Raw genomic sequence first — 12,633 nt, 5'->3', positions numbered from 1 at the left:
GTGAACTGTCAACTAAAACCAGCGGGGGCAGTTCTATGAGGAGCTGGAGAAACGGCCCTTATTTTAAGAGGGCTGTGCGGATGTTGTCGGGTATTGCCTGGGGCCGGAAATTCTTATCTACACAGACTAAGATTGTCCTGCCAAGGCAGATAAGCTTATTGTCTTGATTCTTTACTTCCTGGCCGAATTCAAACTTCACCCCTGAGGCGCTAAGCATGGTTGCTGTTACTTCAAGGGTATCGCCATAGAATGCAGGCGCCTTATAGTCTATCTCCTGACGGGCGACGACAAAAAGTATCCCCTGTTTTGCCATTTCGCCTACAGAAAAACCCTTATCTGCGAAGAATTCAGTGCGTGCCTCTTCAAAGAAATCCAGGTAATTCGCATAATAGACCACTCCGCCGCAATCAGTATGATGATAGTGTATTTTTTCTTTCATTTTATCCTCTTTTCGCACATTTTCTCAATATGACATAAGCCGCAAAGCGGCTTTACCGGCTTGCATATATTCTGGCCAAAAGCAACCAGCAGTGTATTAAGCTGTATCCAACGGCTCTTAGGGATTATCTTTTTAAGCTCTTCTTCTGTTTCTTCAGGGGACTCAGTCTTTATCCAGCCTATCCTGTTGGGTATACGGTTTACATGGGTATCCACGCATATTGCGGGTACCCCGAACCCCAGGCCCAAGACAAGGTTAGCTGTTTTCCTCCCCACACCTTTAAAACTTAAAAGCTCCTCTAAAGTGCCGGGCACCTTACCGCAGAACTCTGTAATTATCCGCCTGCTTATATCAAGAATGACGGCAGCCTTATTCCTGTAGAAACCAACCGGATAAATCAATTTTTCAATACGCCTGGGGTTAAGTTTCAACATAGCAACAGGATTATCTGCCGCTTCAAAAAGCCTGCTGCTTGCCTCCATAGTCGTTTTATCTTTAGTGCGCAAGCTAAGAATACAGGAGATAAGCACAAGATAAGGGTCCTTTTTCCTATCAGAGATCACCGTAACTGAAGGGAGAACAAAACTTGCCGCCTGATTTTCTATAAGCTTAAGGGCCTTTAATACAACCGTCACTCTTGGATATTTACGCATCTTGCGCAAGAATGGCTTTGACATTAATCAGGATAAATATACTTTTATCAGATTGTTATCTTTTACGAGTTTATCCCTGCTTATAATAAACGAGGCACCGCGGCTGGTTAATTTTTCCCCGTTTACAATGACTTTTCTTATTTTAAGGGCAGCTTTACGGCTAATTGCGGTATATTCAATATTGACTTTTTTATTATATAATGATAACCCGAGTTTGATTTTTTTACCTTTAATAAAATTCTGCGCAAGCAGCATCGGCCTAAGAACGATATCGCCAAAGCTGAAATTTACCCCTAGGACCTGCTCGATTATAGTATAAATGTACCAGCTGGCTGAGCCGGTCAGATAAAGATACAGGCCGCGGCCTTCTGAATTGAAATATTCAGGAAGCACAGGGTATATTTTTGCCTTGTCGTTAGAGGCCATCCTGTATAAAGAATCCATTACCTCAAAACCTTCCTTTACATAGCCTCTCTTATAAAAAGCATTGGCAAGCATAATTGCCATGTGGCTGAAATATGCGCCGTTTTCCTTATCTCCGTAAGAAAAACCGAAAGCCCTGCCTAACTTGGTATACACCTTACCGAAATCAGTGTTTAACCTGAAACCGCGGCAATCTTTGCTGCGTAAATATTTATTTAATGATACCCAAATCTTTTTTATTTGTGCTTCATCTGCAACCCCGCTCATAATTGCAAAGACCTGGGGCGCCAGCATCATCCTTACGTTAGAACCCCGGCCTCCCTCAACCCTTTTTGAATCCTCGTCGTAATAACCGTTAAAGAAACCTTCTTTAAGCCATTCATTTTTACGCAGCCAATTACCAAGGTGCCCGGCCTTATATTCTAAATCATTGATTAAGTCGTCAATAAGGATATCTGTCTTCTGGCCGCTGATATTGGCAGAGGCATCCAGATACTTATTAAGGAGCCTCTGCTTAAGCCTGTAATCATTGTAATCTATAGGCCCGGCTATCCTGTCTAAAAGGATCTTCAATTCCTTAAACACCCTGATGCTCCTGCTCTTTTTATTTAACTTGTTCAAGAAAACACAGATATCTTTAAGGTTATGCGCATACATAAAACTGAAAGTAACGCTCTCTCCGTTGTTCGGCGCCATATCCAGGCCGTCATTCCAGTCGGCATTCTCAAGCCGGATAATGTTGTGCCTGCCTACATTAAAGAATTGCACCAAGGTCTGCAATAAAATATGCTCAAGCACTGAGCCATAATAAACCCGGCCTTTTACATCGCGCAGGATATTGTCCTTTTGAGTAAACCCTTTATCAATTTCCCTTGCCCTCTTTATCTGATGGTCCTTAAAATAAGCGACTTCTTTAAGGAGCATATTAAGGTCGTTCGTTTTATTGATGTAAAGCCTGCAGGTAAGATAGGGCCAGACGCCATGGTCCATCCAGACCCTGTTTATGCGGTTTCTGTCCGATATAAAGTCACCTTTTTTGGTTATGATTGTGGCATTTGAGCCGTCGGCCCTGATGCCGGCAAAGCTTTTAAGCATCACTTCTTTGGCTGCGGCAGGCTCTGTCAACAGCAAAGCCAAAGCATCCTGCCATAAATCCCTCCAGCCGCGCCCGCCCTTGCCGTAATCAAAATGCGGGAGGAATGAGCAGCCAAACAACCTGCGCAGAGTCGGCTGTAATTTCACCCACAGCAGCCAGTTATTGTAATCCCTGCCATTAAAATCAATCTCCGTTGCGCCTAAAAGACCAAGCCAATATTTTTTTGCCGCCTCAAGGCTTAAATTTACCTTTTTGCGGCTGGAAAGCCTCTTAAAAATATTCATAATCTTCTGTTTATCAGAACTTATGCCCATAATTATGAAATAATTTACTTCACCATGCCTGCCCAAAGTTTTCCTCCTGAACCTGAAAGCCCCGCAGGCTTCTTTGCCGTCAAATGCAGGCTCATATTTAAGCGCAGGTTTAACCAGCCCGTAAACAGCATCCGGCCGGTTAATATCGGAGTTGCCGTAGAAATAATCCAATGTCGGGAATTGCCCGAGCGGTAAAATAGCGTCATCCTGAAAACCTAAAACAAAATATATGCTCTTATTTATTTTGTGCCCGCTCTCGTCAAAAACCATCGTCGGCTTAACCATGGTTCCGTATTTATGCAGCTGGATGCGGTTTAAAAGCGAGCTTACGTGCCGATGGTCGCGCATATTCTTCTCCGACCTGGCATATATCGGCTGGAATGACGTAGCCTCAATCGTAACGGGCTTTGCGGAATTATTCCTGATCTTTACCCACATCACCTCAACTCCGGTATCATGAGGCACAAAATTGGTCACTTCAATATTCAGCCCGGATATATCTTTTGAAAGTTTATGATAAAGAAAACCTGCGGTAAGTTTAGCCTTTAAATCCGAAAGCCTGATTACGCGCTTATTGAGCCTGATAAAAAACTCCCGCCTGGAAAGGTAATTGCTTCTTAAGTCTTCTATACTGGCAGGAGGCGTTAAGAAATGCTCGTTATCTGTTTTAATATCACCGGATAAGTTTGCCGAGATCGCGCTTAAAATGCTTCCTTTAGCATCAACCAGCGGAAAATATGTATTTAAGCTTTGCGCTGAATCAGTTACAAAAGTACCTTTATCGTCTATAAATTTATAGTTCATGCCTTGGCTTTTCTTAGTTAATATTGATATTGACTTTAGGGTTACATTTCAATGTATTATGCACGGGGCAATTCTTTACAAACTCAAGGAGGGCTGATTTTCTCCTGTCATCAAGTTTAAGGCCTTTAAGCTCAATGTCTATTTTTATTTCATCAAAACGGAAAGGCGGCTCTTTGGCAAAATCTGCTTCGGCCCTGACCAGAAAATTGCACTCTCCGGCTTTTGCGCTCTCAAAATATTTCCTTATATATACGCCTACACAGCTGGCAACGCTTGCCAAAAGCACATCCGGCGGGCTCATCCCTCTGCCCTTTGTGCCTATCTCAAATTCATAATCTTTTGACTTTGCCCTGAAATAATCTTTTTCCGAGCTTATCTCTACCTTATATGCAATTGACATTCTTATGCCTATCCGAAACCCGGGTTTGCCTGTCTGTTTTATTATTCACTCGGTGTTAACGATAAATTCTTATCAATGAATGCCAGGAGTTTATCCTGATCTTGCTTGGAAATGTCAAGGAATTCTATCCCCATACCGGGATGCAGCTGATTCTGCACCTGTTTATCCGACATCCAGACAACTTTAGCCTTTAAGTGCATCTCTTTGGGGTCAACGCCGAGCTTCAGCGTCAAGGTAAGCTCATCGCCAAGCTGGAATTGGTCACAACCATAAACATATGCACCTATAGCGCTTAAATTAAGGATATCGGCCTGGTAACAGGCAGGGCTAGCGCTCATTTTAGGCTTCATGTCGATTTTTATATCGATAGCCAGCCTCTTAAACCTGCGCCGTAACTGCATCTTTTTTATATTCTCTATGGCCTGGTCTTCTTTAAAACTCTCTAATGCCAGGTCAACGCTTGCATATGTATCAACCACTTTGTCCATGCCGGTGACAACGAAAAAATTCTTGAGGTGCGCAGGGATATTTGCCACTTTTATCCTGGCCTTACTGTTAATTATCTCTTTATAAGCAAGGACAAGGGCTGACATGCCGAGATAATCAATAAACTCTATTGCCTCAAGATTCAATAAAAACTCACCATAGCCGTCATGAAGGCACTGGCCGATAGCCTCTATGAGGTTGGCCGAATCGGCATCAAGCTTACCGATCAACTCCATGATTATTATGTTGCGTTTTACGCTTATCCTTATTTCCATAGATAATTATTTTATCATATTTATTTTAAATTTTCACCCAGTTTATAACCGGAATCAATGTAGCGTTCAGTAAATCCTATTACCTGGTTCATGAATCTTGTCGCCTGCACGGGGTATTTGCCCGCAGCGCTTTCAGCAGAAAGCATAAGGTAGCCAGAGCCGTCGAACACCGCATTCGCCACGTCGGAAGCCTCCGCCCGCGTAGGCCTGATATTTTCAACCATGCTTTCAAGCATCTGTGTGGCGGTTATGACAAATTTGCCTGCTCTTCTGCACCTTTTTATAATGTATTTCTGCATGACCGGAACCTCTTCTAAGGGTATAGATACACCCATATCCCCTCTTGCTATCATTATCCCGTCGCTCGCTTCAATTATACTGTCTATATTTTTTAGCCCTGCCCTGTTTTCTATCTTAGCGATTATCTTGCATGAAGGAAGCCTGTCTAGAATCATGTCTCTGATTTTCTGCACATCAAGCGCATCCCTTACAAAAGACTGGGCTATGAAATCCACTTTATTGCATATCCCGAACTCAACATCCCTGCGGTCCTTATCCGTTATGCCGCGGAAACGCAAGTTAACTCCGGGGATATTTACCCCCTTTGATTCCTTAAGCAAACCGCCAATTACAACCTCGGCCTGTAAATAATAATCCGCGCTTCTTTTTACCTGCAGGCAGATATTCCCGTCGTCTATGAATATTAATGCTCCTTTCCTTATAAAAGAAAGTTTATCAGGGTAGTCGAAAGGGATGTGCGGCTTATCAGGCAAAGAGTTTTCTTTTGCCAGGTATAATACCTGTTTTTTCTTTAAAACTACCGGTCCGTGCTTAAGTTTTCCGATCCTTATACGGTAGCCTTCTAAGTCCTGCAGTATCCGTATATGCCTTCTGTATTTGGCATTAAGCTTTCTTATAAGCGCTATTCTTTTCTGGTGAGAAAGGTGGTTACCGTGGGAGAAATTAAGCCTGGCAACATCCATTCCCGCAAGCATCATTTTTCTTAAGACGCTATAATTGTCGCTTGCAGGGCCGATAGTACAGATTATTTTTGCCTTAGCCATCCTTAAGCAGTTCCTTCATCTGAAGAGAATACCCAAACGCACCCAGCCCTTCGATTTTAACCGGTATGCGTTTCTCGACGGTTATCCATATTTCGACTGCTGCCGGCTCGCTTACAAAATGGTAAGCAAGAAATTCCCCGGCAGGCACCTTGACCTTTTCTACCGAATCAAGCGTCACAATAAAATTTTTTTGAGGAAGGGCGACCTTAAGCTGCCAGCCCTTTTTCAGGTCCGCGATCCCGCGGACATAGAACGGAAGCAAAACAGCATTGTGGATAGGTGAATCTTTTTTAATAAAAACGCTCTCCTCAGAATTACCGTTTTTTGTTATCTTTAACGAAAAATTCTTCTGGTCATATTCCTCAACGATATTCTCCTTTTTTATCCACTTTACGATTTCTCTCTTTATCTTTATGGGCAGCATTGTTTTAGGGTCACAGTAAATATCTTCCGTGTCCTTAAGGCGCGCAACACTTGTTTCAAACCTCATGTGGCTCAACATCATACCTTCTCCCGCAGTTTCAGGCGGTAAATAAGTAAAAACTGCGCTGCCTAAAGGGATTTTCCCGAATTTCACCTCATAGATTATCTTTTCGCCTAAATACGGAAAATCCAGGCTTTTATCTTTTTCTTGTTTTGCCCATTTCATACTGCCGGGCATAAGCTTTACCGATAATAATAATAATCCCAGGATAACAACCACGCTCGATATTATGATTATGTTTTTCTTTTTCATTGATTATATCCTTATCTCAAGCCTTAATTCGCCGAAAACGCTACTGTCAATATTGACTTTTGCGCTATCGTCACGGTACTTAAGCTGACGGTTAAATGCCTGGCCCACCGATAAAGATAACTGGGTATATTCATTAAGCATAAACCTTAGGCCTGTAGCTAAAGCCGCCTGCCTGTATTGTAAGATAACATTCTCCTCATTACCTCTTGTCACTTCGAATTCATTTAAGTTAGCGCTGCCCTCCGCAAATAAAGTAATCTTATCATTCAAGCGGAAATTTACAGCGGGCCTGTCCGGCACCATCCTGAATGTGAGTTTATCATTCGGCTTATAGATAAAACCGATCACCGGAAGTAATTCAATTTCAAAATCAGGATACCAGGCTAACCCCGCGATAAATGTCAATCGGCTCTGGGGCTGGTATATTACTAATGCCCTGGAAGGAATGCGGAAACTGGAAGATTCAAGGTCCCAGTCGTCCCTGAATGACGACGGGGTTATGCCCAAACGCAAATATGTATTTTTTAGATTAAAGAAATACACAGTCGTTTCTACGTCAAAGGAAAGGCCGACTAATTTAGGCGGCAGCCTGACCGGGACAGAATCCTTTAAATCGATGAAACGATTATTGAACGACAGTTTTACCGGAAGCTTATCATATAGTTTAAATTCCCTGCTTATTTCAAATTCAGAATCAGAGACCTCTATTTTACCCGGCATTGATTCGACGGAACTCTCCGGTATATACCTGCTATAAGCGTCAATTGAAAAAGGCCTGTCTTCAAAAGCCTGCTCCGCGTAAACAGCACTTAAGAAAACACCAGAAATAAACAATACTAAGCTTAAGAATATTTTATTCGTCTGCATTTATCCCCTCCAATAAAATCATTCCAGAAGCGATTCTATCTTTTTTATCAGGCTCTCCGCATCCTTCAGTACGGGTTCGGGAAGGAATTTAGAAACTTCAGCTTCCTTCTTTACTGAACGCAGCAAGCCCAGCAGCCTCTTTAAAGAAGCCTGCCTTTTTTGCTGCCTTGCCTCATCAGGCTCAAGCTCATTACGCTGCCTTATAAGCTCTGTCAGGCCCTTTTTTACGTCACGGTAATCTTTGCCCTTTTCCAGAATATCTTTCTTAAGCTCTGAATAATCCTGTTCATCTAATATCTTCCTGCTTTTTGCCGAACGCAGCATATCAACTGACTCATAGTTAGGCACATGAGAAGGCTCAAGTGATTCAAGCGCCTCTCTTTTAAGAAAGGCGGGCTCCTCTTTTTCAAGGAAAAAATAAGACCTCAATAATTTTAAGGCTGTCTGCTTGCGGATACCAAGCTCTTTTACGCTGTATGTCTCAAACTGCTGATAGCCCCAGTTCTTATAAAGCTTGTCTTTCCAGGCCGAATATAGCGCCTGTCCTAAGTCTATCCATGAAGACTTAAACATCTTTGCACTTTCAAGTATCCTGTAACGCATGGAATCAGCATCAATAGACTGCATCTTCTTTTCCAGTTTTTCCATTCCCCTGGATTTTAGGTCACCCATTTGCCCTGCCTTCTTTCTTGTCTTTATTTTCTTCTATTATCTTCTGCGCTATTTCATTCGGCACCTGTAAATATTTGGAGAAATGCATCTGGGCATTGGCCCTGCCGCTGCTCAAAGAACGGAATGCAGTAGCATATCCGAACATCTCGGCAAGCGGGACTTCCGCAAAAACCAGTTTCTGTTTTGCTTTTGTTTCCATGTTCAGGATCTTACCCCTGCGCGAACAGATATAACCTACGATACTATTGGCGAATTCATCAGGCGTGCTTACCTCAAGCGCCATATATGGCTCAAGCAATACAGGTGTCGCCTTTAAAAACGCTTCCTTAAACCCGAATATTGCGGCGAACTTAAATGCCAGTTCCGACGAATCTACTTCGTGATAAGAACCGTCTAGAAGGTTCACTTTGACATCAACCACGGGGTATCCGGCATATACCCCGTTTTGCATAGCTTCAACAACGCCTTTCTCAACTGCCGGTATGAATGACCTGGGTATTGCGCCGCCCTTAATACTGTCGATAAAATCAAACCCCTTGCCCTGCTCATTAGGCAAAACCTCCATGACTACATGGCCGTACTGGCCGCGACCACCCGACTGTTTTATATATTTACCTTCTGCCGTAGCTGAATTCAGGATGGTCTCTTTATAGGCGACTTTAGGCTGGCCGACTATGGCCTCCACCTGGAATTCCTCTTTGAGCCTGTCTACTATAATTTCAAGATGCAGCTCGCCCATACCGGTAAGCAGCGTCTCCTTTGTCTCCTGGTCGGAACTTACCATAAAAGTTGGGTCCTCTTCAAGCAGCCGGGCAAGCGCCCTGCCTAATTTATCCTGGTCCTGCCTGCTCTTAGGTGTAACGCTTAAAGAAACAACCGGGACAGGAAATTCCATAGCTTCAAGAAGTATCGGGTTTTCCACAGAGCATAATGTATCCCCGGTCACGGTATTGTTCAAACCAACGACGCCGATGATATCCCCGGCAAATGCATTATCTATATTCTCTCTTTGATTGGCATGCATCAGGACGATCCTGCCCACCCTCTCCTTTTTATTTTTCACGGAATTCAGGATATAAGTCCCTGATGAAAGCACGCCTGAATAAACCCGCACATAAACGATCTTTCCTACATGGTGGTCTGACTGTACTTTAAAAGCCAGGGCAGAAAGAGGCTCCTGATAGTTATTTTTTCTTTTTATCTCGATAGATTTATCTTTCGGGTCGTGTCCGGCTACCTCGGCAAGGTCAGCGGGAGACGGTAAATACATATTAACCGCATCCAGGAGTTTCTGCACTCCTTTATTTTTAAAAGCTGAACCGCAGAGGACCGGGACAAGTTTATTGGTAATCGTCGCAGACCTGATCACAGATATAAGCTCCTCTATTGTAATGGAATCTTCTGCCTCAAGATATTTTTTCATCAGGGCTTCATCAAAGGCAACCGCCTTTTCAATCATTATATGGCGGTACTCCTTAGCCGCATCCATAAATTCCTGCGGTATATCTTCTACGCTGTAATCCTTGCCCATCGTATCGTCGTGATATATATATGCCTTCATTTCCAGAAGGTCGATTACCCCCCTGAATTTATCTTCCTGGCCCACAGGTATCTGTATTGCTACCGCATTAGCCCCGAGCTTATCCGCCATATCCCTCAAGACAAAAAAGAAATCCGCGCCGACCCTGTCCATTTTATTTACAAAAGCGATCTTTGGCACGCTGTATTTATCAGACTGGTGCCAAACTGTCTCTGACTGCGGTTCCACCCCTCCTACTGCGCAGAATACAGCTACGGCTCCGTCTAAAACACGCAGGCTTCTTTCAACCTCTACCGTAAAATCAACGTGGCCAGGAGTGTCTATCAGGCTTATACGGTGGTCTTTCCAGAAACAGGTAGTTGCCGCAGCAGTTATTGTAATCCCTCTTTCCTGTTCCTGTTTCATCCAGTCCATCTGGGCCTTGCCTTCATGGACTTCACCGATTTTATGCGAACGTCCGGTATAAAAAAGTATCCTTTCGCTGACGGTAGTCTTACCGGCATCAATATGCGCCATTATGCCTATATTCCTTATTTTATGCAGCTCGGTCTTAGGAAGGGCTGCTACTTGCTCTTTGGAAGATTTGTCTTTTGCGGTCTTTTCTTCTGTCTCTGCAGCTTTTGCCTCTTGGGCTTCAGGCTCCTGCGCCGCTTTTTCTGCTTCTTCAGTAACCGGCTCTTCTGCGGCTGTCTTCTCCTGGCTTTCCTCTGCTGCTTTTACTTCTTCGTTAGCGGCCCCTGCATTCTCTTCCTTAGCTTCAGGCAACGGCGCTTTTTCTTCAGCAGGTTTTGCTTCTGTTTCCTGGCTAACTAAATCAGCGGGCTTATCTTCTGCTGCAGGCTCTTCCTTAGGGTGCAGCTTTACTTTTTTAAGCTCATCATTTAAGTGCACTATCTCATCACTGAAACGCTTTATCTTCTCGTCTTTTTCAAAAAGTTCGTTCTCAAGCTGAGTATACTCTTCGTTTAATTTACTGAATTCACTTTTAGGCACCCATTCGCTTATTTCTTTTTCCTTCTGTAATTTATTACTGAGAGCTTTGAGCCCTTCAAGGTCATTAGTGAGCTTGTCTATCCTGTGCCTTGACAGCTCGATCTGTTCATCCTTATTTTTTATATCATTCTCCAGCCCTTGTATCTTGATGTTCAGATTATTTACATCCCTGTTTAGATTTACATTCTTTGCAAACTCTTCCTGAAGCTGCTTTTCTTTTTCCAGGAATTCTTTCTGCAATTTTGCGCTCTGCTCTTTGACTTTCCCGAACTCCTGGCTATCCTTATCAACCCATGACTGCCTCTTTTCTAATTTATCTTCGGCTTCCGACTTGGACCTTTTTAACTCCTCAATCTGCTTCTCAAGTCCGGCGCGCTCTGCCTGGGCTTTCTCCAGGTCAAACTGCAGTTCGTTAAGGCTGTTTTCCAGGTTTATTATCTTCTGCTCTTTATTGAATAACTCCTGGTCTGCGTTACCGGCGGGAAATTTGCTTCTTCCTTTTTTCTTCCGGCTTCTTGAATCCGCCGGGAGCATCCCGTAAAAGGAATAAGCAATAAAAACAACACTGATAAAAATAAAAATTAAGAAATATCCTGACATAAACGGTTATTTAGTTATGAACTTCATTATATGTTTTAATGTCCTTGCTGTTGCCCCTCTATGTTTTAAAACCAGTTCTTTTGCCCTTTCCGAATATAAGCTGGCTTCAGATTCATTCCTGAGAAGGGCGACTGCTTTGTTAAAAAGCTCGTCTTCATCCCTGACCATTATTGCTGCTGATTTATCCAGAAACATCCTGGCTATCTCGCGGAAGTTAAACATCCACGGCCCGAAAAGCACAGGCTTGGCATGACTTGCCGGCTCAATTATATTATGCCCGCCGTTCTTCGTAAGGCTGCCCCCGATAAAAACTATATCGGCTGCGCTATAAAAACCAGGGAGTTCGCCTATGGTATCCAGAATAAATACCGGCTGCGTAATACACGTCTCGCAGATAAAAGGGATGGCAGATATCAACTGGGGGTTGAATCCGAATTTCTTAGCGAGGCTGGCGACATCCCTGGCCCTTTCCGGGTGCCTGGGAGCGATCAATAATTTTATATTTATTGATGACTGGCGCATCCGCTTATATACGCTGAAGATTATCTCGTCTTCGCCCTTATGGGTAGAGCCTGCGACAAAAAGCTTTTCATTATAAACTATGCCCAGCCGCGACCTGTAATTCTCAGGGTTTACCTCGTTACCATAGTTTAAATCAAATTTAAGGTTGCCTGTAATATCCATCTTATCAAGGCCCACCCCAAGAGCCATCAGCCTTTTGGCATCTTCTTCTGTCTGCACGCAAAACAAGCTTACCTTATTCAGGATGTGTCTCAGGATAAACTTGATCCTCTTGTATCCTATGAAGGATTTATCGGATATCCTGCCGTTAATTGTTATTAAAGGAATATTGTTATGGTGCAGATAGTTTATCAGGTTAGGCCAGATCTCTGTTTCTGCTACGATGAATAAAGAAGGCTTTATCCTGCGCATGACCTTGCTGACAATAAAACTGAAATCAAAAGGAAGATAGGTCACGTAATCCCTGCCGCCGGCTAAGGTCTTGGCGACCTTATTTCCGGTAGCGGTGACTGTCGAGATAACAAACCTTTTTCTTGGAAACGCGGCTTTTAATTCATAAACCAGCTTCTTAATGGCCATGACTTCGCCGACGCTTACGGCGTGTATCCAGATAGGGTTCTCCATATATACTTTAGGTATAAACCCAAGCCTGAAGAAAAACTCTCTATGCAGTTTTCCCTTAAAGACAAGCAGAGGCAGATAAAATATAAAGCCGATAAAGTACAATAAATCAATCAGTATGGTCATAA

The 12,633-nt window shown here is 43.3% G+C and carries 11 protein-coding genes; all 11 read right to left on the bottom strand.

Going from position 1 to position 12,633, the window contains the following annotated elements; translation table 11 throughout:
- Nucleotides 1-58: 58 nt before the first annotated feature.
- On the bottom strand, nucleotides 59-439 hold the full coding sequence (locus C4533_01525; GenBank protein RJP29693.1) for an acyl-CoA thioesterase: 381 nt from the start codon (nucleotides 437-439) through the stop codon (nucleotides 59-61).
- Nucleotides 436-1,092: an endonuclease III gene (locus tag C4533_01520; GenBank protein RJP29851.1), complete on the bottom strand. Its 657-nt coding sequence runs from the start codon at nucleotides 1,090-1,092 to the stop codon at nucleotides 436-438. The genes C4533_01525 and C4533_01520 overlap by 4 nt, the downstream gene beginning before the upstream one ends.
- Before the next feature lie 27 nt (nucleotides 1,093-1,119).
- Nucleotides 1,120-3,729, bottom strand: a complete 2,610-nt coding sequence (locus C4533_01515) for a cellobiose phosphorylase (protein RJP29692.1) — start codon at nucleotides 3,727-3,729, stop codon at nucleotides 1,120-1,122.
- Nucleotides 3,730-3,742: 13 nt separating this feature from the next.
- On the bottom strand, nucleotides 3,743-4,129 hold the full coding sequence (locus tag C4533_01510; GenBank protein ID RJP29691.1) for an OsmC family peroxiredoxin: 387 nt from the start codon (nucleotides 4,127-4,129) through the stop codon (nucleotides 3,743-3,745).
- 41 nt (nucleotides 4,130-4,170) lie between these two features.
- On the bottom strand, nucleotides 4,171-4,890 hold the full coding sequence (locus C4533_01505; GenBank protein ID RJP29690.1) for an STAS domain-containing protein: 720 nt from the start codon (nucleotides 4,888-4,890) through the stop codon (nucleotides 4,171-4,173).
- Between the two features lie 20 nt (nucleotides 4,891-4,910).
- Complete coding sequence (pyk, locus tag C4533_01500) at nucleotides 4,911-5,954, bottom strand: pyruvate kinase (protein RJP29689.1); 1,044 nt, start codon at nucleotides 5,952-5,954, stop codon at nucleotides 4,911-4,913.
- Nucleotides 5,947-6,690 carry a hypothetical protein gene (locus C4533_01495; GenBank protein ID RJP29688.1) on the bottom strand — a complete coding sequence of 248 codons (744 nt, stop codon included), beginning with the start codon at nucleotides 6,688-6,690 and terminating at the stop codon, nucleotides 5,947-5,949. The genes pyk and C4533_01495 overlap by 8 nt, the downstream gene beginning before the upstream one ends.
- A gap of 3 nt (nucleotides 6,691-6,693) precedes the next feature.
- A complete protein-coding gene (locus C4533_01490; GenBank protein RJP29687.1) occupies nucleotides 6,694-7,557 on the bottom strand; it encodes a hypothetical protein in 864 nt (287 codons plus the stop codon).
- Between the two features lie 18 nt (nucleotides 7,558-7,575).
- The gene (locus C4533_01485; protein ID RJP29686.1) at nucleotides 7,576-8,229 is read right to left on the bottom strand and encodes a hypothetical protein; all 654 of its coding nucleotides are present in this window, start codon (nucleotides 8,227-8,229) and stop codon (nucleotides 7,576-7,578) included.
- On the bottom strand, nucleotides 8,222-11,296 hold the full coding sequence (fusA, locus tag C4533_01480) for an elongation factor G (protein RJP29850.1): 3,075 nt from the start codon (nucleotides 11,294-11,296) through the stop codon (nucleotides 8,222-8,224). The genes C4533_01485 and fusA overlap by 8 nt, the downstream gene beginning before the upstream one ends.
- 72 nt (nucleotides 11,297-11,368) lie before the next feature.
- Nucleotides 11,369-12,631: a 3-deoxy-D-manno-octulosonic acid transferase gene (locus C4533_01475; protein RJP29685.1), complete on the bottom strand. Its 1,263-nt coding sequence runs from the start codon at nucleotides 12,629-12,631 to the stop codon at nucleotides 11,369-11,371.
- Nucleotides 12,632-12,633 lie beyond the last annotated feature (2 nt).

Source organism: Candidatus Omnitrophota bacterium (assembly GCA_003598025.1).
GTDB lineage: Bacteria > Omnitrophota > Gorgyraeia > Gygaellales > Profunditerraquicolaceae > Profunditerraquicola.
This window is presented reverse-complemented; position numbering and strand designations above follow the sequence as displayed.